Raw genomic sequence first — 24,578 nt, 5'->3', positions numbered from 1 at the left:
TAGCCAAGTAGCCTATGCCGCTTGAGGCTCGTCATAGGTCACTGTGAGGTTGTTGATCCAGCGTCGGCTTAGGTAACGATGAGAACAAATTGCCAGTTTCACCACTTCTTCCACCAACATCAAACCATAGATGTATTTGAAATCCCATCCAGCGACAAACGCGCCGTAAACACATACTGGAATGCCGACCATCCACATTGCGATGAAGTCCATACGAAGGCAGAACGTATTATCACCACCAGCGCGAATGATACCGTTGATGATCACCATGTTCAGCATACGAATCACCACAGCAAAACACATAATGGTCATTGCAGGTGAAGCGAGCGGGTAGAGCGCATCTGTAGAAAGGTTCAGCCATGTTAGAACATGCTCTTTGCCCATAAACAGTAGCAATCCAACAACCGCGCCAAATCCAACGACGGCTTTAATGAATGTCAGCCCCATGCTCATTGCGTCATCAAACTCATCACGGCCTAATGAATGACCAAGCAACACTGAACACGCTACCGAAATACCAAAGAAAATCGAATAACACAACGATTCAAACGGTGCGAGCATAGAGAACACGGCAAGTTCCGTTGTGCCCATGTGGCCGAAGATCATTTGGTACGCCATAGTGCCCATTGCCCATAACACGGCATTCATCGTTAGTGGCAAAGCAATACGACGGTAAGATAGCCACAATGATGGACGATGTGGTGAGCTAGGCGTGGTTAACAACCAATGTTTACGCATGCGCATGTAGCTATACATCAAGCCGACTTGAATTGCGCGAGCGAGTGTCGTCGCTAGTGCTGCACCTGCTACGCCCATAGCGGGAATACCAAAGGCACCTTTGATTAGAACGAAGTTAAGCCCAATGTTGAGTGCAATGGTCACCGCGCCTAATAGCAGCGGGGTTACGGTGTCACCTGATGAGCGCATGCTTGCTTCTACCACGACGACAATGTGAGTCAGCAGTAGAACGGGGAAGCCATACCATAGGTAAGTCGCGCCAAGTTCAATCACGGTTTGATCGCTGGTTTGCAACATCATTAAAAACTGAGAACCAAGAGTGATGATTGCAGTAACAGGCAACAGAACTTTTAAGCCAAACACCATCGCGATAGATGATATTGTTCGCGCGCTTTTTCGGTCATTCTTTCCCCAGTATTGAGCGACTAATGTTCCATTTGCTGAGGCCAACCCTGCCATAATCATAATAGCAACGAAGTGCCATTTTGATGCAATTCCCACAGCCGCAGCTGCTTCCATACCATAATCACTGACCATTAATACGTCAGCAAGGGCAAGAATAGCGACAAGCGCACTTTGCAAAGCAACAGGCAAACCAAGTTTAACGATACGAGGTAAGATGCTCTCTGGCTTGTTATTCATAGATGAGTTAGGGTTGATGTTAGTTGTCATAAGTTCTCCGATTTATGGCAGAACTATAGTGATTTGAGCGAAGTAACAACATGTTTAAAAAACAACAAAACCTGTGCAAATCCGTCATTGATTCAATGAGACCAAAATCAACTTGGCATGATGATGTTTTTCTCGCTGAACAGTGTAAAGAACGTTTTTTGACCGTTGAAGATATTCCAGAGATGAAAAGCTTTGGTGTCTATATGGGCGGCATGGCGAAGCTATATGATGGCTACTGGGTTGAGCGCGAATCCGTTAATGTTCATACGTTGATTTTCACTATGGAAGGTGGCGGGATTCTAACAACCGCAGCATCGGTCAAAGCGATTACGCCTTATACACTCGTGGTGCTTCCTGCTGAAACCCCATTTCGTTTTGAACTCGATCCTCAATATAATTATTGGAAAATGGCGTGGATGTTGACGCCTGACACTAAGCAGTGGCAGCACATTGCAAGTTTAGGTCAGGGGGTTGTGCCTTTTGGAGAGTGTGAGCAGATCTGGTCATTAATGAACTTGGTTTACTTTGAGATAGGCGGCAGAGCCAGTTACCGTAAGTTACTCTTGAGTGAGATTATTCGAACGTTGACGGGGTTTGAGCCTAAGTCGACCAGCACCACTGCACGTGTTCAAGCGCTCTATAACGAAATTGAAAGTAGTCTGCACCAGCCATGGACAGTGGCAGGGATGGCCGAAAGAGTGTTCATCAGTGAAGAGCAGCTCAATCGAGTCACCAAGACGCTATTTAACCTGTCGCCACGCAGTAAATTGATTCAATTACGCATGGATAAAGCCACCAGCCTGTTGAAATATCAAGATTGGTCAGTTTCTATGATTGCTAATCGCTTGGGCTACAAAGATCCTTATAACTTTTCGCATCGCTTCAAAAAGCATTTCGGTTTATCACCAAGCCAATACCGTAAAAGCCATCGAGGTCGCGGTTAGCATCTTGCACGATGAAATGAGAAGTGTGGGAGAAGAAGGTTACATATAGGCATGAGTTGAAAAGGGCCCTTCGCTTAGACATGAAGTCTTAACTCGGAGCCCTAATGACACGTATCTGGTGTCTGTCTATTTAAGCTTACTCGCCTGCAATCTGTAGGTGAGAGCGCTTTAGGCTAGCAATCAACATGTAGATCGTTGTAGCAAGTAGAGACGCGAACAGGTAAGTGAACAATCCTGCTTGTGAATCCATAAAGCTGTCTGCAACGATTGGTCCCGCAACAGAACCGATGCTGTAGCAAAGTAGCATGATTTGAGTCACTGACACCAAGTAGCTTGGGTCAAGGTTACGGCAACCTAAGTTAATCGCGATTGGGTATAGCGCAAATGTGGCCATGCCTAATACGAACAAGCTCATGCCTAGTACGTAGAAATCGTGATTGATAGTCAGCACACCAATGCTTGCAACCCCTAGCAGGCAGAACAGAGCCATTAATAACACTTGTCCTACGTGGTGAGATAACCAAGTCACCATCGGCTGTACAGCCATACCACCCATGATAACCAAAGCCATCAAACCACCAATGTCTTCGTGTGCAATGTTACGTTGAGCAAGTTCAACTGGCATCAAGCCGTAAATCGCACCTAGCGTTAATCCGGAAACAATGCAGCCAATTAGCGCGCTGTGGCTTAATTTGCTGATCTGCTTTAAAGACAAAGATTGCGGATCGTGGATCTGTGGTGGAGTTGCTTGTCCGTACATCAGCACAATGATCGCACCAAACAGAAGGGTGAACATTGCGATGAAAGGTACGCCACCAGTAATACCTAAGTAACCGATACCAAGCTGACCAACTGCAGAACCGCCGTACAGTGAACACATGTAGATAGCGAGACGTTTTGCGCGTTGTGACTCGTCACCGCTCATTAGCCAAGACTCTACAATCACGAAGATACCTGCAACCGCCACACCAGCCACAAAGCGAGCTAGTAGCCATACTGCTTGGTGTGGGATCAATGGCAATACAAGGATCGTTGCGATGAACACACTCAATGCGATGACGAACGCATCTTTGTGGCCAACACGCGCAATGGCACGTTCAATCAATAATGTACCAGCCAGTAGACCTGCATAGAATGCACTCGCCAACCAACTCGATAGATCTTTGTCTAAGCCATACTCAGACAGCATTAATGGTAATGAACTCATTAAGTAGCCTGAAGCGATCGCGTAAAAAGACAATGCAATAACAGGAACAGTTATGCGAGTTGTTGGTTGGATGTTGTCCAATGCAGGAGCCTCTGATAGTAAAAGAAACGATGAATTTTCCGCGACTATGGGGGAGAAACTGAATTGGGTAAAACAAATAAAAATGGTCGTTAAGATAAAAGAAATTTATCGACCAACTAAACTAAAATACGGTTGCGATATTTGGTGGTTTGGCGAGATTTTATGCGGGCAAAAAGTCGTTAAGCCGTTGTTCATTGGTGGTTTAATTTAGAAAAAGATTGCAGCGTGATTGTCTTTTTATGATTTGGATTGAGTGGGATTTTAAGTGTTAGACCGTTTCTTTACGGTATTGACGTGGCGAGCTTCCACTCCACTTACGAAAGGCATGTCGAAAGTTAGCGCTGTCTGAAAACCCAACGCGCTCAGATATCTCTTCAATGCTCATTTGAGTTGAAGAAAGGTAGTGTCGAGAAAGGTGAAAACGAACGTGGTCCAGTATCTTCTGGTAGCTGGTATCGGCTGCTTTCAGGTGACGACGCAGAGTTCGAGAAGACATGCCCAGTTCTGAAGAAATGGATTCTATAGAAGGGTAACATCCTGGCCTTTCAATCAGCATCTGAGAGACTTTCTCTTTGAGGCTACTGGGTGCACTGACTTTTGCCAACATGTCATCACACGATTTTAAGCACATCTGTAAAGTGATGGGGTTGGCGGTAGGAAGAGATGAATACAAGGTGGTTGCGTCGAACTCCCATTCAAGCCGGTCACTATTGAATTCAACCGGGCAGCGGAAAATCTCTGTGTATAGATCGCCGTATTCAGGTTTTGGATAGGGGAAGCGGATCACTTGAGAAGGAAAGGGCTGCTGTAAGACCTCTTCGCACAAACTGTGTATCGCCGCGAACCAGTATTCACAACAAAAGGGCAGTAAAGAATCGAGTTCGATAAGTTGCTCTGCGCGAAAGTAACCAATGTTGTCTTCTACAGACATGGTTTTCCTGAGGACAGGGCCAGCAAGTTGCAGATACTTAAACCCGATTAAAAAGGCATCGAGTAGTGTTTCGCTGCTAAACACCGCATAACCGAGCACGCCGAAATCGCTGAACCTCGCTTGTTGGCCAACTTTAAGCCCCAATCCGTCTTCGTTGGAATTCGCTAACGCATTACTGAACACAGCAAGCTTTTGCGCCAAAGTGATGTGTGTATCGGGTGTGTTGAGTTGGAGAGCATCGATGTTACTTCCTTCGAGCAACTCTTCGATACTGAGAACAGGCGACAGGTAACGATGCAGCAACTGAAGATCCAGAATGCCGAATGCTTGCATGTCGGGTTCGTAAACTGCGGTGTATTCCATAAGCTGCCTCTTGTTGAATATCGATATCTTAACCGAACTTTTAACATTTACGCCTGTTGCTTGTTCTCACTTTCGCAAGCTTGTTCCAAATTTTGGTTTATGTGTGCAAGGTTTTATTGTGCTAGCGCAGGCTGTGTCCGAATATCACCGGTTTTTGTCTTTTTGAAACCTGTTCGAAATGTTATCGAAATGTTGTAATTTATTGGGCTGCACATTGGAGCGTCTCAAACATTTTGCTCAATAACGACTCTTATCTACATGACACACCAATGTGCAGGCTCGTGATGACAAGAAAGAGACTTATTACAACGATTAGAACGTCTACGGTGACCGTCACAAACAGGTCTAAGCCGCACAAGGAGATCATGGATGCACAATCTTGCTGTTAATTTGGAGCGTAGCGCTTCGCTTTTTCCAACTAAAGCCGCTCTGCGTATGGGATCGGATGAAATGAGTTTTTCTCAGTTAGAACAACTTTCTGGAAACGTGGCTGCTAACTTGAAAAGACTTGGGTTGCAGAACGGAGATAAGGTAGCGTTGTCATGCCCGAACGTGACTTACTTTCCGATAGCCTATTACGGGATTCTAAAAGCGGGTTGTGTAGTCGTGCCTTTGAACGTGCTATTCAAGGCCAGAGAGATCGCTTATCACCTTAATGACTCTAACGCGAAGGCCTATTTATGTTTTGACGGCAGTGAAGAGCTTCCCATTGGTCGCTATGGTTTACAAGGTTTTGAGCAGGCAAACCACTGTGAACACTTTGTCGAGATGCCTATCCCAACAAACACAGACACTACTTTAGAAAGTAATGAGGAGCATGAATCAATCGCTGATTGGTTGGCACAACCTTTTACTCCTTTTGAGTCTGTGGCTTGTCATGGCGATGATACCGCTGTGATCCTTTATACCTCTGGCACGACGGGTCAACCAAAAGGGGCTGAGCTTTCCCACACCAACATGCAAACCAATGCGATGTCGTCACAGTATCTAATGAGATTGGAGTACAGCGACACCACAATGGCTACACTGCCTTTATTCCATAGCTTCGGTCAGACGGTGATGATGAACGCGAGTGTGCTAACAGGGTCCACCATGGTGTTGATTCCTCGTTTTGAACCGTCATTGGTTATTGAACAGATCATTAGCCATAAAGTCAGCGTGTTTGCGGGTGTTCCTACTATGTATATCGCGCTATTAAAGGCGGGAGAAGAGTCTTCTGATAGTTTAGAAAACACAAGCAAACGCTCTGAACAGGTTAAACACAGCTTGAGGTTAGGTGTTTCTGGCGGTGCTTCTATGCCGCTTGAGGTTATACGATAGTTTGAATCTCGTTTTGAATTACCAGTCTTAGAAGGTTATGGGCTCTCGGAAACGGCGCCGGTTGCGACCTTTAATCATATTGATGGCGATCGTTTATCGGGTAGTGTCGGTCAGCCTTTATGTGGCCACCTCATCAAGATTACTGATATACAAGGCAACTCTGTCGCTATGGGTGAACTCGGCGAAGTCTGCATTAAAAGCCCAAGTGTGATGAAAGGCTATTATCAAAGGCCAGAGGCGACAGCTGAATCTATTCGTGATGGTTGGTTCTTAACGGGAGATATCGGTCGCGTCGATGAGCATGGCAATTTGTTCATTGTTGACCGTGTTAAAGACATGATTATTCGTGGTGGGTACAACGTTTATCCACGTGAAGTCGAAGAAGTGTTGATGTGTCACCCCGATGTCGAAATGGTCGCGGTGGTAGGCGAGCATCATGAACATTTAGGCGAGGAGATCCACGCGCATGTGGTTCTTCACGAACATACGCAATGTGATAGTGCCGCCTTGATAGCATGGTGTCGTGAGCAACTCGCCGACTACAAATACCCGCGTAAGGTATTCATTCGTAAAGCCTTACCCATGACAGCAACCGGAAAAATCTTGAAGCGTGAGTTACACCCACTAGAAATAGCGGAGATGGCAAATGGATAGTTATGATTTTATTATTGTTGGCGGTGGTTCAGCTGGGTGTGTGATGGCTTCTCGGCTGTCGGAAGATCCTGATGTGATGGTTTGCTTGTTAGAAGCGGGTGGTAAAGACACCAGCCCATTCATTCACACACCCGTTGGCGTGGTGGCGATGATGCCAACCAAACTCAATAATTGGGCATTCGAAACGGTTGAACAGCCGGGTTTGAACGGTCGTAAAGGCTATCAGCCTAGAGGTAAGACACTTGGCGGTTCTAGCTCTATCAATGCCATGATGTACGCTCGTGGACATCGCTATGACTACGATAGATGGGAAAGCTTGGGCAATGCTGGCTGGAACTATGAATCCTGTTTGCCTTACTTTAAGAAAGCAGAAAACAACGAAGTCCACCAAGATGAGTTCCATGGCCAAGGTGGTCCTCTTAATGTGGCCAATCTTAGATCGCCAAGCCCTATGTTGGAACGTTATTTAACGGCGTGTGAATCGATAGGTGTACCTCGCAATGAGGATATTAACGGCGCTGCTCAGTTTGGGGCGATGCCGACGCAGGTAACACAGCTGAATGGTGAACGATGCAGTGCTGCCAAGGCTTACTTAACGCCAAACCTTTCACGATCGAATCTCACGGTCGTGACTAAAGCCACCACACATAAGGTTTTGTTTGAAGGCAAGAAGGCGATTGGTGTTGAATATGGTTCTAGCGGAAAGCGTTATCAGATACGATGCAACAAAGAAGTGATTCTTTCCGCTGGCGCGTTTGGTTCTCCCCAATTGCTGTTACTGTCTGGTGTCGGTGCTCAAACTGAACTAGAGACACATGGAATCGAACAGGTTCATGAATTACCTGGAGTGGGCAAGAACCTTCAAGATCATATCGACTTAGTACATTCGTATAAATGCAGTGAAAAGCGTGAAACTTTTGGTATCTCGCTGCAAATGGCCTCTGAAATGACCAAAGCCTTACCACTATGGCACAAAGAACGCCGCGGTAAAATGAGCAGTAATTTTGCAGAGGGAATAGGCTTTCTCTGTTCCGAAGATCATATCGCTGTACCGGATTTAGAGTTTGTATTTGTGGTCGCTGTTGTAGATGACCATGCTAGAAAAATTCATACCAGTCATGGCTTTACCTCTCATGTCACCTTATTGCGACCGAAGAGCTACGGCACCGTAACGCTCAATAGTAATGATCCCTATGATCCGCCTAAGATCGATCCTGCGTTTTTCAGTCATCCTGAAGACATGGAGATCATGATTAAGGGCTGGAAGAAGCAGTATCAAATGTTAGAGAGTTCCGCGTTTGATGATATCCGAGGCAATGCTTTCTACCCTGTGGACGCCAGTGATGACAAGGCTATCGAGCAAGATATTCGCAATCGTGCAGACACTCAGTATCACCCGATCGGGACCTGTAAAATGGGACCTAGTAGCGATTCTTTAGCTGTGGTAGATAAAGATCTCAAAGTTTATGGATTGGATAATTTGAGAGTCATTGATGCTTCTGTGATGCCGACACTGATTGGGGCAAACACCAATGCACCAACCATTATGATTGCTGAGAAAGTCGCAGATCAAATCAAACAGCAATACGGGTTTGGCAAGCAAGAATCTAATATTCAAGCGAAAGGCGAAGCTGTAGTTTTATTCAAGAAGTTAAGTGATAACCATAAATAAAACAGTAGGTTAGATAGTCTTGATTTGGTAAGACTCTCTAACCTATTTTTGTGTGCTTACTTAGAATTAAGTAATGCTAAATCAATAGCTTAACCAATAGTATTACTTAGTTAGTGCTTGATTAAGCCACTGATCAAATTGACCTTTTGGCAGTGCACCGTTAATCGTATCAACACGTTGACCGTTCTTGAACACCATCACCGTTGGGATGCTTCTGATTTGATACATAGCCGCCAGTTGCTGTTGAGCTTCGGTATCAATTTTAACAAATCGAACATCGCCAGCGCGCTCTTTAGCGACATCGCTAAATACAGGTGCGAAACCTACACATGGGTTGCACCATGTCGCCCAAAAATCGACAACGACAGGCTGTGAACTGTTCAAAATTGATTGGAAATTCAGTGACGTACCTTCGATTTGTGCACCGTCTAGAAGTGCGTTTTTGCACTTACCACAAGTAGGGCTTTCTGAAATTCTTTCTGAAGGAACTCGGTTTACGCCACCGCAAGAAGGGCAACGTGTGTTGAATGTAGACATAACTTTCTCTTTTTATTGCGTCTCCGTGCCTAACGCGATTTACGAATCATGTACGGAACGCTTATACTGTTTAAAACAAGAATAAGATACTCAAATAAAAACAAACAATAAACAGGTAAATGATGACAAAATTTTACGCTGAAATTACGGGCTGGGGAAAGTGTCTGCCACCAGCCGTGCTATCCAATGATGATTTAAGCACTTTCATTGATACGTCTGACGAGTGGATTCGTACTCGAACTGGTATCGAAAATCGTCGTATCAGTCATGTAAATACCTCTGAGCTAGCGACCGTTGCTGCTCAACATGCAATGGCGTGTGCTGGTTTAACAGCCGAAGATATCGATCTTGTGATCGTAGCGACGTGCAGTCCAGACTCTCTTATTCCAAATACCGCGTCTAAAGTTCAACAGAACTTAGGCATCAAGAGCGCAGCAGCTTTTGACCTTAATGCAGCGTGTACAGGCTTTATCTACGGTGTTGAAACAGCAACTCGATTGATTCAAGCGGGCAACTACCGCAATGCGATCGTTGTGGGTGCAGAGCGTCTTTCATTCTTCATCGACTGGACCAAGCGTGATACTGCGGTTCTATTCGGTGATGGCGCTGGCGCTGTGGTTTTATCGCGTACTGAAGAACAAGTGGGTTTACAAGAAGCTCAAATCGGTTGTGACGCAGAGGGCCGTGACATTCTAGCAGTACCAAAATTCGGTACGTCTATGGACCGCTTTGCTGCTGATAACGGTTACTGGGATTTTGATTTCGTTGGTAAAGAGATCTTCAAGCGTGCAGTGAAAGGAATGGGCGCTGCAGCACATACAGTATTGAGTCGCACTGGCATCTCAACTGAAAACATCGATGTTGTGATTCCGCACCAAGCGAACATCCGAATTATTCAAACTCTGTGTGATATGGCGGGCATTGAACGTGAGAAAGCGTTTGTGAACATTCAAAACTATGGCAACACGTCGGCTGCGACTGTGCCAATTGCATTGTGTGAATCGTTAGAGCAAGGCTTTGTTAAACCGAACTCAAACATCCTTGTGGCGGCATTCGGTGCCGGTTTAACTTGGGGGGCAGGCCATATTAAGTGGGGTAGCCGTGTTGATCCGTTAGGTCAATCGGACGCTAAGCTTCCAGAAGCAGATAGCTCGGCATTAGAACTTCTAGAGAGAGCCATTTTACACTGTAAAACGCGTCCTAATTCTGAGAATGAGTAGCAGCATGGCGCAAGTTCGTTTTATGACAGAAGCCGACCTCGATGGAGCGGCTTTAGTTCACCAAGCTACTTTTGTTCGACAGCAAAACTCAAAAAATTAGTTACAATGTAACTTAAATGCTGCGCCACGCTTTCTTAACTTTGTTGCTGAAAGCGATGGCGAGATTGTCGGCTACATTATTTGGGTTCAAAAGAGTGGGTTTAGGCCTGAAGCTGTTTTGGAGCTAGAACAACTTGCTGTGTTACCGAGTGCTCAGGGGCAAGGATTGGGCAAAAAGCTGATTCTAGACTCTTTGCCTCAAGTGAAGCAGAAGCTATCAGAGCAGGGCTCGACACTAAAACATGTATTAGTGACCACCAGAGCAGATAACTTTGCACAAAAGCTCTATCAGTCGACATTGGGCGCTCAAGTCGAAACCACGATTTCAAACTTTTACTCAGCCGATGAAGTGCTTATGATAGCTCGCAATGTAGGTGAACGAATCTGATCGCTGAGTTCTTAGAACCATTATTATCAGCGGCATAACTCGATTAACGTTTTATTAGGGGCTTCTGTGGCCCTTTTGTTATTTCTTAGGAAGTATTTTGAAGAAAGTTTTAGCAATTGGCTACGTTTGGCCAGAACCGAATTCATCGGCGGCTGGCAGCCATATGATGTCTCTTTTACGTCTATTTAAGAGACAAGGTTGGTCAGTTGAATTTGCAACACCCGCTCAAGAAACCGAGCACATGATTGATCTCTCTGAAGAGGGCATCACAAGCCAATCTATACAGTTAAATTGCGATAGCTTTGACGATTACATTGAAGAGCTGCAGCCCGATGTTGTGATGTTTGACCGTTTTATGATGGAAGAGCAATTCGGCTGGCGCGTCGAGAAGGTATGTCCCAATGCCTTTAAGCTACTGGATACTGAAGATTTACAATTCCTACGCAATGCTCGACATGAAGCTGTTAAGAAAGAGACAGAGTTAACGAAAGAGCACCTGTACAGTGACTTGGCGAAACGTGAAATCGCTGCAATCCTGCGCTGTGATCTTTCGTTGATCATCTCAAGTTACGAGATGGAATTGCTCCAATCTGAGTTCAATATCGATCCAAAACTATTACATCACCTGCCGTTCATGGTTGATCTCAACACGTTGCCTGAAAGTACGAAAAGCTTTGAAGAACGTAAGCATTTCATGACGATAGGTAATTTTAGACATGCGCCTAACTGGGATGCAGTGCTTCAGTTACAGAAGATTTGGCCGAAGATTCGTAAGCAGTTGCCTGATAGTGAACTTCATATTTACGGATCTTATCCGCCGCCGAAAGCAACCGCTTTGCATAATCCAAAAACCGGTTTCCATATCAAAGGTTGGGCTAAAGATGCTCAAGAAGTGATGGAAGATGCACGTGTTTGTGTTGCGCCATTACGTTTTGGCGCTGGCATTAAAGGCAAGTTACTTGATGCGATGAAGCTGCAAACTCCGAATGTAACCAGCGAGATCGGCAGTGAAGGCATGCTACCGCAAGGTGAACTGCAATGGCCGGGCGCAGTGTCAGATGATATTGATGAGTTTGTTGAACAAGCTGTTGCTCTTTATAAAGATGAAAAGAAATGGCTTAAAGCTCAAAGCCAATGTCATTCAATTCTTGAAGCGCACTATGAACAGAATCAACTGGGCGACAAATTGATCGAGCGACTGACTGCGCTAGGTTCTGAGCTTGATGCGCATCGACTGAATAATTTCTTTGGTTCAATGCTTAAGCACCATAGTATGGCGAGCACTAAGTACATGTCGCAATGGATTGCTGAGAAGAACAAGGTCAAATAGCTGTTCTTTACCAAAGACAGAATAAATCTTAAGCCCTTAGGTTAACACCTAGGGGCTTTTTTCATGCAGGGCGCTTGTTAATTCCAGACTTACAAAACGACACATACTCGCAGTACATTAGCATTGACTAATTTATATTTATTAGTAAACTCTAATTTATAGGTTGTTATGAGTTTATGATGTTTGTGGATAGGAGAGGTTTGTGCTTAGTTTGATTCCTTGGGATGCTTTTTTAGGCGGCATGTTGTTAGGCGTGTCGGCCATTGTTTTAATGTTGGGGATTGGTCGAGTTGCTGGCATTAGTGGCATTGTCAGCCGATTATTGCCAACTGGCACCAGCAACAAAGAACGTAAAGATGCGGATACAGCAAACACCGAAAAACACTGGCGTATCGCCTTTGTTGTGGGAATGGTCGCAAGTGGTTGGCTATTAATTCCGACGGGCTACCAACTTCCGCAGTTAGAAGAGATGAATCTCGCTTTAGTGATTATTGCTGGCCTTCTGGTGGGCTTTGGTACTAAAACAGCGAACGGTTGTACTAGCGGGCATGGCATTGTCGGAATGGCGCGTTTATCTAAACGTTCTATTGTTGCGACCTGTGTATTTATGGGTGTGGCAATCGTAACCGTGTTTATCAAGAATCTGACTGGCTTGGGGGCATAATGAAAAACGCTTCATTTACTATCGTTATCGGTTTGGTCGCAGGTATTCTTTTTGGCTCTGGCATGATCATCTCAGGGATGGTTGATCCTGAGAAGGTACTCGGCTTCTTAGACATTACCGGTAACTGGGACATTAGTTTGGCATTCGTCATGGGTGGCGCGCTATTGGTCTTTGCACCGTTTTATCATCTGGTCATTAAAAAGCGCGCTAAAGCCATCAATGGCGAGCCGTTAGATAGCCGTAACAATCCGTTGATAGACAGAAAGCTGATTCTTGGATCTACAGCGTTTGGCTTAGGCTGGGGGATTGCAGGCTTTTGCCCAGGCCCTGCGGTAACCAGCCTAAGTGGCGGCAACCCGACGGTGTGGGTGTTTATGATAAGCATGCTGGTGGGAATGTGGCTGGCGGATCGTATGAACAAGACGTGTTAGTAGCAAGCTTATAGCTGATTACATTGGCTTTGACGTTATCCGTTCTGAGCTGACCAAGCATAGAGGTTGACTCGCTTTCAGCACGAAAGTCAGTCAGCCTCTTTCTATATTTACTGTTTCTATTATTTTCAGTTATCTACAATCTGCTGTTATCTAAAATCTACTATTTAATAGTCGTTGAAACTGGACAGTGGTCGCTGAGTTTGTAGTCCAGAACATCTTGTGTTTCAAATACCTTCTGCTTTGCAGGAGAAGCATTTAGCGACTCACTCACCACAATATGATCAATAACAGAGCGGAACTGATGTGTGCGATAATTGTTGCGGTTAGAGCGTACCTTACAATCTGCACGGGTCTTTCGTGTCGCTAACAGCGCATCAGTATATTGTGATAACTCTTTCCACATCCAATCTCGTGAGTAAGCGAGGTTATGGTTAAAGTCGCCAAGAATGGCGTAGTCTTCGTTATTGCGCTCTCTTTGCTTTATCCACTTGTTCAGTTGCTGAGCTTGCTCTTTTAAACGAGAGCAATCGCGGTTGGACTTATACGCTCCGCTACAACCTGCCTTTAAATGCACAGACAACATGTGAATGGGTTTAAAGTTTGTTTCTACAACGATATAGCTGGCAAACCTAAGTTTACTGTTGGATGTGGTTTCAAGCGGAAAGTCAGCGTAGTCGGTGAGGGCTACTCCTTTACGAACTGCAAATCCCGTGTATTGGTTCACTTCTTTAAATTGGCGGTTGCTGTTCTTAGATAGCGCCCGGTCAGACATCAATATCTTGTATTGATCACCAGCCACACGCTGAATGGCATTTACGTTATCGACTTCTTGAAACGCAACCACGTCTGCGTCTAAGGATTGAAAATAAGTTGCGAGTTTGTCGAAATCAGCTTGATCACGTTTGTCAGAAAACTTATTCACAGCCTCGTTGGTTGATAACCATTCGATATTCCAACTGGATATGGTCAAAGGTTCAGCAAATGTCTGGCTACTGAGTAAGCAGCCTAACATTATCCAGTTTTGAAGTCGTTTCATGCCAAATATCCCTAATTTTGTCTGCCAATATTGATGAGCCGTTATCCTACAACACTTACCAAAAATTCAACTCTTTTTAGGAGTTTTTTTATTGTTACATTGTTTCTTTTCGACTTGAGAACTAGCGTAATAATATTGAATTGATCTTAGTCAGCGTTCTCTTTTTATTGATCCAAATCAATACTCAAAGTTGGTGGTTCTCGTTAAATACGCCACAATATCTAGTGTTAGTTAAACGATAAATCGCTCTATATAGTGTGTTTGTGGATAAGTCTGTGAATACCTCAAGAGTAAGGAGAAGTGGTGAAATCAATCGTAATCAAGCGTGATGGCTCAAGAGCTCCATTCAGTAGAGATCGCATCCAAGCTGCAGTGGAAGCAGCATCAGACAAAGCCGATAAGGAAATTGCTATTTATGCACTGAATGTGGCATTAGCAGTTGAGTTGAAGCTCGAAGACTACGATGAAGTTCATATCTCTGAAATTCAAACCATGGTCGAGAACGAGCTAATGCAGGGACCATACAAGTCTCTGGCTCGTGCCTACATTGAATATCGTCATGACCGCGACATCGCCCGTGAGAAGCAAAGCGCTTTAACTCGTGAGATCGAAGGTTTGATCGAAGAAAGCAACGTTGATCTAATCAATGAAAACGCGAACAAAGATGGCAAAGTAATCCCAACTCAGCGTGACCTGCTGGCGGGTATCGTGGCTAAACACTATGCGAAAACTCACATTTTGCCACGTGATATCGTACATGCTCACGAATGTGGTGATATTCACTACCACGATCTAGACTACGCACCGTTCTTCCCAATGTTTAACTGCATGCTTATCGATCTGAAAGGCATGTTAACGCATGGCTTCAAGATGGGTAACGCGGAAATCGACACACCTAAGTCTATTTCTACGGCGACAGCGGTAACCGCGCAGATCATCGCGCAAGTGGCGAGTCACATCTACGGCGGCACAACGATTAACCGCATCGATGAGGTTCTTGAACCTTACGTTATGGCGAGCTACGAGAAGCACTTATCGCTAGCGAAAGAGTGGGACATTCATAGCCCAGAAGCTTTTGCTATCTCTCGCACAGAGAAAGAGTGTTACGACGCGTTCCAATCTCTGGAGTACGAAGTAAACACGCTACACACCGCTAATGGTCAAACACCATTCGTGACGTTTGGTTTTGGTTTAGGTGAAAGCTGGGGCTCGAAATTGATTCAGCAATCAATCTTGAAAAACCGCATTGCAGGTTTGGGTAAGAACCGTAAAACAGCCGTGTTCCCTAAACTGGTATTTGCGATCAAAGATGGTTTGAACCACCAGAAGCAAGATCCAAACTACGACATCAAGCAATTAGCGCTAGAGTGTGCGTCTAAGCGTATGTACCCAGACATTCTTAACTACGACAAAGTAGTAGAAGTGACAGGGTCATTTAAAACTCCTATGGGTTGTCGTAGCTTCTTGAATACTTATGAAGAAAATGGTGAGTTGATTCACGAAGGCCGTAACAACTTAGGTGTTGTTAGCTTGAACTTGCCACGTATTGCGATTAACGCAAAACAAGATATGGCTAAGTTCTACGAACTGCTTGATGATAAACTCAAGCTGGCTCGTCGTGCATTAGAAACTCGTATTTCTCGTCTAGAAAACGTGAAAGCACGTGTTGCTCCAATCCTATACATGGAAGGTGCATGTGGCGTTCGCTTGAAAGCAGACGACTCTATTGCCGATATCTTCAAGAACGGCCGCGCGTCTGTTTCTCTTGGTTACATTGGTATCCACGAAGCGATGACAGCACTTTACGGTACTGACGTTCACCTGTATGACGATGGCGAAATGCGTGCTAAAGCGCTTGAGCTGGTGGAGTACATGAAGCGTGAAGTGGAATCTTGGACGAAAGAGACAGGTTACGCATTCAGCCTATACGGCACACCAAGTGAAAACCTATGTAGCCGTTTCTGCAGCATCGACACCAAAGAATTTGGTGTGATTGATGGTGTGACAGACCGTGGTTACTACACCAACAGCTTCCACTTAGATGTGCAGAAGACAGTGAACCCATACGACAAGATCGATTTCGAGATGCCTTATCCTGAAATTTCTAGCGGTGGTTTTATCTGTTACGGCGAATTCCCGAACATGCAGAAGAACATCGAAGCACTAGAAAACGTATGGGATTACAGCTACACACGTGTTCCTTACTACGGCACTAACACACCGATTGATGAGTGTTACGAATGTGGTTACAACGGTGAGTTCGACTGTACAAGTAAGGGCTTTACGTGTCCTAAATGTGGCAACCATGACTCAACCAAAGTATCGGTGACGCGCCGTGTTTGTGGTTACCTTGGTAGCCCAGATGCACGACCATTTAACTTCGGTAAGCAAGAAGAAGTTAAACGCCGCGTGAAGCATCTTTAGTAAGCTCTAAGATTATTAGCTAGCTTACTTAGAAGAGCTACGTTTCAAGAAATATGTTTGGTATCGGCGCTATGTCGATACCAATTCATTTGTTTCAACTCTCGCTACTTTTCGAGTTAAACCATTAAGCCATCACGAGTTTTCAATACTGCCTTATGAATTATCACCAATATCACCCAATCGACGTTGTAAATGGCCCTGGAACACGCTGCACTTTGTTTGTGTCGGGTTGTGTACACCAGTGTCGCGGGTGTTATAACCAATCAACGCAAAGGTTGGACTCCGGGCATTTGTTTACTCAAGAGCTGCAAGACCACATTATCGCTGATCTCAATGATCCACGAATCAAGCGTCGTGGCTTGTCGCTTTCAGGTGGTGATCCTCTTCATCCTGCAAATGTATCTGAAGTGCTTAAGCTTGTTCAGCGTGTAAAAGCAGAATGTGAAGGCAAAGACATCTGGATGTGGACGGGCTACGAGCTCGACGAACTCGACGAAAATCAGAGGCAAGTACTTGAATATGTTGATACTTTGATTGATGGTCGTTTTGAGCAAGATAAAGCGGATCCAATGTTGGATTGGCGTGGTAGTTCAAACCAAATCATCCATCGATTTACTGATATATAACTGCTGTCGTGACTTTGCACACTCGTAAACGAAAAAGGGTTTCATCGTTAGCGCAATGCTACAAATCAGCCCTTGGGTGTGAGTTCTTTGAATCTATCGCCTGTTTATATAGGAATGTGCTCAGGCTCGTCGATTAGATTGTTGATCCATTTCTTAGAGTGAATTCGCTGGCTAGTTAAAGCGATCTTCGCTAACTCCTCCAGTAACACAATCATCAAAACCCATTCTAGCGGCCAACCCAACACCAGCGCAGTAAAGTAAGCAAGGGGAATACCGATTGCCCATTGGCCAAACAGGTCGATGAAGATACTGTAGTTGATGTCTCCACCACTTTTCAGCACGCCACCAATACCAACCATATTGAAGACTCTTAGTATCATGCCGAGTGCCATGACTAAGGTGACGTTAACGGCTGTCTCTTTGAGCTCTAAGTGAGTAAGGCCGATCATGTATACGATCGCGGGTATAGCAAACCAACACACCAAGGCTAATATAGCCGCAAGCCCACAGCTGACCAATACATAACCCCATGCGGTGTTCTCAACACGTTGATAGTTCTTCGCGCCGATCTCGTTGCCTAGAATGATCGAAGCGGCGACCGCAAACCCCATGAACGCCGAGATCAAGATACTTTCTACTGGCGATAACAGCGAAATGATCGCAAGCTCTCCAACACCCATTTGCCCAACTATCACGTTATAAATAAGAATCCCGCCCGCCCATGCTGTGTCATGAACCAACATAGGTATTGCTATCGTGAAGTACTTCTTTCTATGCTTCGGTAATATCGCTTCTCGCCAATTACTTAATGTCGGGAATAGATGCGCGTAGTGTTTCTTCGCCATGATAAGCAGCGCTATCGTCTGAAAGAATCGAGACACCGTGGTGCCAATAGCCGCACCAACTACGCCCAGTTCTGGAAATCCAAACAAACCAAAGATCAGCAATGCATTGAGAATCGCATTAACGATGATTGCCCAAATACTGATCTTGGTGGGTAGCTTGGCTTCGCCGACCGATCGCAGTGCGCTTTCTAAGGGCACTACGATCGCGGTACCAAAAAGGCTGGCTCCTGTTATCCAAAGGTAATCCGTTGCCAAGCGGACGTAATCAGGGTCTGAGGCCACCACAGACACGACTGATTCAGGAGCCAATGTATAAATCAACACAAAGGGGATGATGGTAAAGACAGACAATGCCCATGACTGTGCTAATGTGCGTCTAATTCCGTTGAAATCTCCCGCACCGAAATATTGCGAAGCTAGCACACTGACAGCGCCGCTAATCCCGGATACCATGATCAAGTTGAAGAAAAATATGCGGTTACCCACACCAACCGCCGCAGTTGCAGAGTCACCCAGTTGGTTAACCATAAAAATATCGACCACGCCGAGTAATGAAAACAACATGGTTTGTAGCGATACAGGCAAACCGATGTGTAAAAGCTTTTGCCAAAAATCTTTGTCTAGATGACGATATGTCGAGCGCATCGCATTTCCCCTGTGGTTAATATGCGAGAAGTTTATCGGTATTTGTTTTGGCTGTATTGTTCAGGTTCATCACAAACTTTTGCCAAACTATCTATTTTCAAAAGCTTCCTATTTGTCAAAACGACCTGTTTTCAAAATCATCTATTTCAAAACTATCGAATGACTAATGTGGCGATTTAATTGCAGACAAACCTAATGAGCGACCAGTGAAATGAGTGAGAAACACGAACGGTACGAGATCTCTGATCAGACACACCAAGAGTTTGTCGATCAAAGCCATGTATTGGCATTCGAAGAATTGGGTATCGTTCAGTGTGGGACGGCGTCGTGCCGAGATTTCTTTTCTGTCCATCGGAAGAATCCACAGAAACACATGCTGCTTTACACAGTTAGGGGCAAAGGGTGGTTAGAAAGTGGGGCGTGTCGCTATATTCTAGAGCCGGGGTCGTGCATTACTGTGCCTGCAGGCGTTGAGAATGGCTTTGGGATTGAAGAAGAAACATGGCAGATAGCGTGGATCTTTCTATCGCCTGATAAGCATTGGGATAATGTCGTCAATGATGAAGTGAGTTATACGCTCTCTCCTGCAGCCGAAGTCGTCTCGTCTTGTATTCATACCTTGCTGAGAAGTATTGCCTTGCCCATTGATTTAGGCGGAGCGATTGCCATTCACAGCGTAGCCCAAATAGAGTTCATGATTAATGCACCAGTCCCGCAGCAACAGTCTCGAAATTTGATTCGCTTGAGACGTGTGTTCGACAGTGTTCAAAAGCAGCTTCATAAAGAGTGGAATGTGCATGAGCTAGCAAACCGATTTCCTTGTTCAGAGCCGCACTTCCATCGTTTGTGCCAACGTTATTACTCTCATAGCCCGATGACTCATATTATGCGTATGAGAATGGAATACGCTGCTCGTTTGTTGAAATCGAGTGATTGGTCGATTCAACATATTGGCGAGATCGTGGGGTACCCGAATGCAGCGAACTTTAGTACTCGATTTAAAGCTTGGTCGGGCATGACACCAAGGCAATTCAAACAAGGCATTTAGCTGAGAATCAACAAGGTACTTCTTAAACAAGCTACTGCTCTTTTGATAAAGCACTAAAAGTGTTCGAAATTTACGCTGTTTTGTGACGTAAAATGACCAATCTCTGTTTACTTATTCTAACTAAGCGCTTCTATTAAAAAATGTTTCTGATTTGTCTACGATAATGTTAACGTGAAACTCATTACTTGAATTTCAAAGGGTTGTGACTTTCATGTTTTCACATCTACCAAAACCAACTTTAGATCCAATTCTATCTCTTTCTGTTGCTTACCGCGGCGATACTCGTACTGATAAAGTCGACTTAGGCATTGGCGTTTACAAAAACGATCAAGGCGAAACTCCGATCATGAAAGCCGTTTCTATGGCTCAAGATATCGTTGTTGAAACGCAGAAAACCAAAGCTTACGTTGGCCTAGCAGGCTGTGAAGAGTTCAACCAGAGCATGGTTGATCTGCTGCTTAAAGGGACTTCTGCAATGGATCGCGTTGCTGCGATTCAAACACCGGGTGCAAGTGGTGCACTTCGCATGTTGGGTGACTTAATGAAAGTTTCTCAACCAGACACCACGGTTTGGATTTCAAACCCAAGCTACGTTAACCACAAACCGGTGATGGAAGCGGCAGGCTTAAAAGTTCGATATTACAATTACTTCAGTCCTGAAACGAAGCAAGTTGATACTGCAAGAATGTTGGATGACCTTTCAAAAGCGGGTCCATCAGATGTGGTACTACTGCACGGTTGCTGTCATAACCCAACGGGTGCGGATATCGACTTTGAGGCGTGGCAGGAAATTACCAAACTATCGCAGAAAAATGGCTTCTTGCCGTTCGTTGATATTGCTTACCAAGGCTTTGGTGATGGCTTAGAAGAAGACGCAAAAGGTCTTCAACACTTGGCTAACAACGTCGAAGAGATGTTGATTACGACATCTTGCTCGAAGAACTTCGGTTTATACCGTGAAAGAACGGGTGCCGCTATCGTGATTGGCAAAAACAGCGAACACGTTGGCAATGCTAAAGGTAAGCTTCTAACGCTTGCTCGTTCAACTTACACAATGCCGCCAGATCATGGTGCAGCTTTGGTTAAAACAATTCTTCAGAATCAAGAGCTAACCTCGATTTGGAAGCAAGAATTGAGTGAAATGCAGCAACGTTTGTTAAATCTGCGCCAAAGTTTATGTGATGAATTGCGAAATACTTATAACACGTCACAATTTGACTTCATTGAAAGCCATAAAGGCATGTTTAGTGTACTAGGCTTTAAAGAAACTCAAATGAATCAATTACGTGAAGAATATGGAGTCTATGGTGTTGGTGATGGACGCATCAATATCGCAGGCCTTTCCGAATCTCATATTCCTTATGTAGCAAAAGCGATAGCAAACGTTTCAAAATAGAAGGTGACTGAATGTATAATTGGAAAGCGATTGTAGTTTTAATGCTAAGTGGTGGCCTGTTTGCTTGTTCGGCTACAACTCAAGCTCCTGTTGAGCCAGAGCAAAAGCCTCAAATCGAACAACCTGTTGTGGATGACTCTTCAAAAACTGACGCTACAGAAGGCGAGAAAGTAACGGAACCTACTGAGAAGCCTGAAGAAGTAAAACCAACTGAGCCGGAAGTAAAACCTGCACCTGTTGAAAAACCAGTAGAGAAGGTTAGAAAAACAAGTGATGGCAAACTGATTCTTGGTGAAGAAGAGTGGGTGTTTGTTCCTGGTTTAAAAGAAGCGTTTAAAGCACGTGTCGATACCGGTGCAACAACCTCTTCAATCAGTGCAGTTGATATTGTTGATTTTGAACGTGACGGCAAAGACTGGGTTAAGTTCAAGATTGAACACGACGGAATTACAACTGAAGAGATCAGCTTACCAGTAGAACGCTGGGTTAAGATCAAGCAATCAAGCGCAGAAGGCACACAACGACGCGCTGTGGTTGTAGCTTCGATTCAAATTGGCGATCTAAAAGACAAAACTGAATTTACGCTAGCCGACCGAACGCATCTTTCTTTCCCACTTCTGTTGGGTAGAAGCTTCTTTAGAGATGTTGCGGTTGTCGACGTGAGCAAAAAATACGTTCAGAAGAAAATTACTAAATAACAAGTTCTGCTCGTCATCAAAGCTTTTCGTTTTGAAGAGCTATAGTTTCAAAGGTGACGAGCTTAAAAGACTTTTAGTGTTGATAAATGAAATCCCTACCAGTTCTGCTGGTGGGGATTTTTTTATTTACACCCCATAACGTATGAAAAGCATCTAAATGGTCTATGTTTACTATTCGTTTACTGTTTAGCCTCGACAACGTGATCGAGATCTCTATATAATCCGCGCTTCGATTTTTGTTTAATCCATACTTTCGTACTTCTTATTTAGGTTCTTGAAATAGCCTAATAATTATCTGTCAGTACACGCTTAGGAATTAGTTCTTTGATATCTACCGCGAACATCACAATGCAATTTGGCGCAGAGCCGCTGTTTGAAAACATCTCTGCTAAATTTGGTAACGGCAACCGTTATGGTTTGATCGGCGCTAATGGTTGCGGCAAATCAACGTTCATGAAAATCCTAAGTGGCGCATTAACGCCAAGCTCGGGCAACGTTTCTATCACTCCAGGAGAAAAGCTGGGTGTGCTAAGCCAAGATCAGTTCGCTTTCGAACAGTACAGCGTTATCGACGTTGTGATCATGGGTGACAGAAAGCTGTGGGAAGTAAAACAAGAACGTGACCGCATTTACTCTTTGCCAGAAATGAGCGAAGACGACGGCATGAAAGTCGCAGAACTTGAAAGTGAATTCGCGGAAATGGATGGCTACACAGCAGAAAGCCGTGCTGGCGACATCCTAATTCAAGCGGGTATTGAAGAAGAGTTCCATTTCGGCTTGATGCAACAAGTAGCTCCAGGTTGGAAACTGCGTGTGCTATTGGCACAAGCTCTGTTTGCAAACCCAGATATCCTGCTTCTTGATGAACCAACCAACAACTTGGACATTCACACGATCAACTGGCTTGCTGAAGAGCTAAACCAGCGTAAATGTACAATGATCATCATTTCGCACGATAGACACTTCCTGAACTCTGTGTGTACACACATGGCAGACATCGACTACGGTGAGCTACGTGTCTACCCTGGTAACTACGAGTACTTCCTAGAAGCATCTGGCTTGATTCGTGAACAGCTTTTAGCAAGCAACGCTAAGAAAGCGGCTGAAATCAGCGAGCTTCAAGATTTCGTAAACCGTTTTGGTGCTAACGCATCTAAAGCAAAACAAGCAAGCTCTCGTGCCAAGAAAATGGATAAGATCACGCTTGATGAAGTGAAATCATCGAGCCGTATGAGCCCATCTATTGATTTTGGCGAAGGTAAGAAACTACACCGTCAAGCGCTTGAACTTCAAGACCTTGGTCACGGCTTCGATGGCGAAACATTGTTTGCCGGTGGTAACTTGCTGCTTGAAGCGGGTACTCGTCTTGCGGTTATCGGTGAGAACGGTGTAGGTAAAACCACGCTGCTACGTTGCCTAGTTCAAGAGCTAGAGCAAAACGAAGGTATCGTAAAATGGTCTGAAAACGCATCTGTAGGCTACTGCCCACAAGATAGTACGTCTGACTTTGATAACGACCTGAGCATCTTCGATTGGATCTCACAATGGCGCACAGTGAAGCACGATGACCTTATGGTACGTGGCATTCTAGGTCGCCTATTGTTTACTGCTGACGATGCGAACAAAAAAGCGCGTAACTGTTCTGGTGGTGAGAAGAACCGTCTGTTATTCGGCAAGCTAATGATGCAAGACATCAACGTGCTTGTAATGGACGAACCAACCAACCACATGGACATGGAAGCAATCCAAGCCCTGAACGACGCGTTGAAGGTTTACACTGGCACGCTTATCTTCGTAAGCCATGACCGAGAGTTCGTTTCTTCATTAGCAACACACATCATCGATGTAAAAGATCAACAGCTAGTGAGCTTCCAAGGTACTTATGAAGAGTACTTAGATCACCAGAAAAAGATGCTGATGGTTAGCTTATAAAGCAAGTCGCTGGCTCAGGTCGTGAACGACTAAAAGCCAGCGAAACTAACAAACAAAAAAGCCCCGAACATTAATATGTTCGGGGCTTTTCTATGTAATACGTTTAGCTATTTATTACTCAGTAATTGAAATCTAGATTAGAATCCGAATCGAGCCGACATTAAGATTTGGTGGCCATATGTGCCGTTATTGCGCATATCAAGACCAACAGACAGTTGATCAGTTGAATGGAAACGAGCACCGATACCCAAAATTGAACGAGTGTCATCGTTGTCGATCAGTTGACCAAGGCGTGCGTTAACTTCAACGTTTGCCATTAACCAAGCTCTCAAGCCAAGGTTAATTTCTGTTTTGATGTGGTTATCGTCATTCCGTTCAATGTTGTGCAGTAACATTTGGCCAGTAACGTCAGCAAATTGACTGATTGGGCCGTTGAATCCCATACCTACCGCTGCATCCCAATCACTTTCAAATTCTGAATCGATACGAGCAACAAAATGAGAGTTCTGAGTGAACATTGTTGTGACTTCACCACCGAAAGTACTTGGGCTAGTACCCATGCGCAGCTCGAATGTGTTGTAGTTAAAGTTGTTTGCAGACGCAGAGAATGAACACAGTGCAGCGAGTCCTAAAAGGACAGTCTTATTCGTGCAACCTAGCATGGTGACTCCATA

General features: G+C 44.7%; 20 protein-coding genes and 2 pseudogenes. 15 read left to right on the top strand and 7 right to left on the bottom strand.

Annotated features, from left to right (window positions below; all coding sequences use genetic code 11):
- Positions 1–12: 12 nt before the first annotated feature.
- Positions 13–1,410 (bottom strand): MATE family efflux transporter, encoded by a 1,398-nt coding sequence (locus tag AB4209_RS15240; protein WP_372056388.1) that lies wholly within the window; start codon positions 1,408–1,410, stop codon positions 13–15.
- A gap of 50 nt (positions 1,411–1,460) precedes the next feature.
- Here AB4209_RS15240 and AB4209_RS15235 point away from each other — a divergent pair, with 50 nt between their 5' ends.
- Positions 1,461–2,354: a helix-turn-helix domain-containing protein gene (locus AB4209_RS15235; RefSeq protein WP_136978232.1), complete on the top strand. Its 894-nt coding sequence runs from the start codon at positions 1,461–1,463 to the stop codon at positions 2,352–2,354.
- Positions 2,355–2,490: 136 nt separating this feature from the next.
- On the opposite strand, the gene AB4209_RS15230 is transcribed toward AB4209_RS15235, so the two are convergent.
- On the bottom strand, positions 2,491–3,642 hold the full coding sequence (locus AB4209_RS15230; protein ID WP_029235607.1) for an MFS transporter: 1,152 nt from the start codon (positions 3,640–3,642) through the stop codon (positions 2,491–2,493).
- Between AB4209_RS15230 and AB4209_RS15225 the strand changes: the two genes are divergently transcribed.
- Positions 3,614–3,853, top strand: a complete 240-nt coding sequence (locus AB4209_RS15225) for a hypothetical protein (protein WP_017060129.1) — start codon at positions 3,614–3,616, stop codon at positions 3,851–3,853. The genes AB4209_RS15230 and AB4209_RS15225 overlap by 29 nt on opposite strands.
- Before the next feature lie 57 nt (positions 3,854–3,910).
- Here the strand turns inward: AB4209_RS15225 and AB4209_RS15220 are convergent, their stop codons facing one another.
- On the bottom strand, positions 3,911–4,936 hold the full coding sequence (locus tag AB4209_RS15220; RefSeq protein ID WP_017064564.1) for an AraC family transcriptional regulator: 1,026 nt from the start codon (positions 4,934–4,936) through the stop codon (positions 3,911–3,913).
- A gap of 369 nt (positions 4,937–5,305) precedes the next feature.
- Here AB4209_RS15220 and AB4209_RS15215 point away from each other — a divergent pair.
- Both AB4209_RS15215 and AB4209_RS15210 read left to right on the top strand, forming a co-directional pair.
- Positions 5,306–6,910: pseudogene (locus AB4209_RS15215) on the top strand (long-chain-fatty-acid--CoA ligase).
- The gene (locus AB4209_RS15210) at positions 6,903–8,582 is read left to right on the top strand and encodes a GMC family oxidoreductase (RefSeq protein ID WP_136978230.1); all 1,680 of its coding nucleotides are present in this window, start codon (positions 6,903–6,905) and stop codon (positions 8,580–8,582) included. Before AB4209_RS15215 ends, AB4209_RS15210 begins: the two are co-directional and overlap by 8 nt.
- Positions 8,583–8,684: 102 nt before the next feature.
- Here AB4209_RS15210 and trxC read toward each other — a convergent pair whose 3' ends face one another.
- Entirely contained in the window at positions 8,685–9,119 is a 435-nt protein-coding gene (gene trxC / locus AB4209_RS15205) for a thioredoxin TrxC (protein WP_372056385.1), read from the bottom strand.
- A gap of 122 nt (positions 9,120–9,241) precedes the next feature.
- Between trxC and AB4209_RS15200 the strand changes: the two genes are divergently transcribed.
- The 5 genes and pseudogenes from AB4209_RS15200 to AB4209_RS15180 all read left to right on the top strand — a co-directional run bounded on the left by AB4209_RS15200 (position 9,242) and on the right by AB4209_RS15180 (position 13,251).
- Positions 9,242–10,339 (top strand): ketoacyl-ACP synthase III, encoded by a 1,098-nt coding sequence (locus tag AB4209_RS15200; protein ID WP_017060124.1) that lies wholly within the window; start codon positions 9,242–9,244, stop codon positions 10,337–10,339.
- Between the two features lie 22 nt (positions 10,340–10,361).
- Positions 10,362–10,826: pseudogene (locus tag AB4209_RS15195) on the top strand (GNAT family N-acetyltransferase).
- 97 nt (positions 10,827–10,923) lie between these two features.
- Positions 10,924–12,156 (top strand): glycosyltransferase, encoded by a 1,233-nt coding sequence (locus tag AB4209_RS15190; RefSeq protein ID WP_102394371.1) that lies wholly within the window; start codon positions 10,924–10,926, stop codon positions 12,154–12,156.
- Between the two features lie 202 nt (positions 12,157–12,358).
- Complete coding sequence (locus tag AB4209_RS15185) at positions 12,359–12,820, top strand: YeeE/YedE family protein (protein ID WP_372056383.1); 462 nt, start codon at positions 12,359–12,361, stop codon at positions 12,818–12,820.
- Positions 12,820–13,251: a YeeE/YedE family protein gene (locus AB4209_RS15180; protein ID WP_016787649.1), complete on the top strand. Its 432-nt coding sequence runs from the start codon at positions 12,820–12,822 to the stop codon at positions 13,249–13,251. The genes AB4209_RS15185 and AB4209_RS15180 overlap by 1 nt, the downstream gene beginning before the upstream one ends.
- 163 nt (positions 13,252–13,414) lie before the next feature.
- Here AB4209_RS15180 and AB4209_RS15175 read toward each other — a convergent pair whose 3' ends face one another.
- Positions 13,415–14,290 (bottom strand): endonuclease/exonuclease/phosphatase family protein, encoded by an 876-nt coding sequence (locus tag AB4209_RS15175; protein ID WP_102428362.1) that lies wholly within the window; start codon positions 14,288–14,290, stop codon positions 13,415–13,417.
- Between the two features lie 303 nt (positions 14,291–14,593).
- On the opposite strand from AB4209_RS15175, the gene nrdD reads away from it, so the two are divergent.
- The gene (gene nrdD / locus AB4209_RS15170; protein ID WP_102394372.1) at positions 14,594–16,714 is read left to right on the top strand and encodes an anaerobic ribonucleoside-triphosphate reductase; all 2,121 of its coding nucleotides are present in this window, start codon (positions 14,594–14,596) and stop codon (positions 16,712–16,714) included.
- Positions 16,715–16,869: 155 nt separating this feature from the next.
- Entirely contained in the window at positions 16,870–17,340 is a 471-nt protein-coding gene (gene nrdG, locus AB4209_RS15165; protein WP_372056381.1) for an anaerobic ribonucleoside-triphosphate reductase-activating protein, read from the top strand.
- 104 nt (positions 17,341–17,444) lie between these two features.
- Here nrdG and AB4209_RS15160 read toward each other — a convergent pair whose 3' ends face one another.
- Positions 17,445–18,830, bottom strand: coding sequence for an MATE family efflux transporter (locus tag AB4209_RS15160; RefSeq protein ID WP_372056379.1), 1,386 nt, complete (start codon positions 18,828–18,830; stop codon positions 17,445–17,447).
- 211 nt (positions 18,831–19,041) lie between these two features.
- Between AB4209_RS15160 and AB4209_RS15155 the strand changes: the two genes are divergently transcribed.
- The 4 genes from AB4209_RS15155 to AB4209_RS15140 all read left to right on the top strand — a co-directional run bounded on the left by AB4209_RS15155 (position 19,042) and on the right by AB4209_RS15140 (position 23,904).
- Positions 19,042–19,878, top strand: a complete 837-nt coding sequence (locus AB4209_RS15155) for an AraC family transcriptional regulator (RefSeq protein WP_372056377.1) — start codon at positions 19,042–19,044, stop codon at positions 19,876–19,878.
- A gap of 211 nt (positions 19,879–20,089) precedes the next feature.
- Positions 20,090–21,274, top strand: coding sequence for an amino acid aminotransferase (locus AB4209_RS15150; protein WP_372056375.1), 1,185 nt, complete (start codon positions 20,090–20,092; stop codon positions 21,272–21,274).
- An 11-nt stretch (positions 21,275–21,285) separates the two neighbouring features.
- On the top strand, positions 21,286–21,972 hold the full coding sequence (locus AB4209_RS15145; RefSeq protein ID WP_017069095.1) for an ATP-dependent zinc protease: 687 nt from the start codon (positions 21,286–21,288) through the stop codon (positions 21,970–21,972).
- Positions 21,973–22,296: 324 nt separating this feature from the next.
- Positions 22,297–23,904: an ABC-F family ATPase gene (locus AB4209_RS15140; RefSeq protein WP_080582218.1), complete on the top strand. Its 1,608-nt coding sequence runs from the start codon at positions 22,297–22,299 to the stop codon at positions 23,902–23,904.
- Between the two features lie 137 nt (positions 23,905–24,041).
- Here the strand turns inward: AB4209_RS15140 and AB4209_RS15135 are convergent, their stop codons facing one another.
- Positions 24,042–24,566, bottom strand: a complete 525-nt coding sequence (locus AB4209_RS15135) for a hypothetical protein (RefSeq protein WP_017060115.1) — start codon at positions 24,564–24,566, stop codon at positions 24,042–24,044.
- Between the last annotated feature and the right edge of the window lie 12 nt (positions 24,567–24,578).

It is taken from the genome of Vibrio sp. 10N.286.48.C11, from assembly GCF_041469805.1.
GTDB classification, from domain to species: Bacteria; Pseudomonadota; Gammaproteobacteria; order Enterobacterales; family Vibrionaceae; genus Vibrio; species Vibrio crassostreae_C.
The sequence above is the reverse complement of the archived record's forward strand: the minus strand, read 5'-3'. Positions and strand labels throughout refer to the sequence as shown.

Bases quoted from the DNA above. Each gene is read 5' to 3' on its own strand.
- AB4209_RS15145 (WP_017069095.1), top strand. From the start codon at position 21,286: ATGTATAATTGGAAAGCGATTGTAGTTTTAATGCTAAGTGGTGGCCTG.
- trxC (WP_372056385.1), bottom strand. From the start codon at position 9,119: ATGTCTACATTCAACACACGTTGCCCTTCTTGCGGTGGCGTAAACCGA.
- AB4209_RS15135 (WP_017060115.1), bottom strand. From the start codon at position 24,566: ATGCTAGGTTGCACGAATAAGACTGTCCTTTTAGGACTCGCTGCACTG.
- AB4209_RS15175 (WP_102428362.1), bottom strand. From the start codon at position 14,290: ATGAAACGACTTCAAAACTGGATAATGTTAGGCTGCTTACTCAGTAGC.
- AB4209_RS15225 (WP_017060129.1), top strand. From the start codon at position 3,614: ATGCGAGTTGTTGGTTGGATGTTGTCCAATGCAGGAGCCTCTGATAGT.
- AB4209_RS15220 (WP_017064564.1), bottom strand. From the start codon at position 4,936: ATGGAATACACCGCAGTTTACGAACCCGACATGCAAGCATTCGGCATT.
- AB4209_RS15210 (WP_136978230.1), top strand. From the start codon at position 6,903: ATGGATAGTTATGATTTTATTATTGTTGGCGGTGGTTCAGCTGGGTGT.
- AB4209_RS15200 (WP_017060124.1), top strand. From the start codon at position 9,242: ATGACAAAATTTTACGCTGAAATTACGGGCTGGGGAAAGTGTCTGCCA.
- AB4209_RS15240 (WP_372056388.1), bottom strand. From the start codon at position 1,410: ATGACAACTAACATCAACCCTAACTCATCTATGAATAACAAGCCAGAG.
- AB4209_RS15235 (WP_136978232.1), top strand. From the start codon at position 1,461: ATGTTTAAAAAACAACAAAACCTGTGCAAATCCGTCATTGATTCAATG.
- AB4209_RS15160 (WP_372056379.1), bottom strand. From the start codon at position 18,830: ATGCGCTCGACATATCGTCATCTAGACAAAGATTTTTGGCAAAAGCTT.
- AB4209_RS15150 (WP_372056375.1), top strand. From the start codon at position 20,090: ATGTTTTCACATCTACCAAAACCAACTTTAGATCCAATTCTATCTCTT.
- AB4209_RS15180 (WP_016787649.1), top strand. From the start codon at position 12,820: ATGAAAAACGCTTCATTTACTATCGTTATCGGTTTGGTCGCAGGTATT.
- AB4209_RS15155 (WP_372056377.1), top strand. From the start codon at position 19,042: ATGAGTGAGAAACACGAACGGTACGAGATCTCTGATCAGACACACCAA.
- nrdG (WP_372056381.1), top strand. From the start codon at position 16,870: ATGAATTATCACCAATATCACCCAATCGACGTTGTAAATGGCCCTGGA.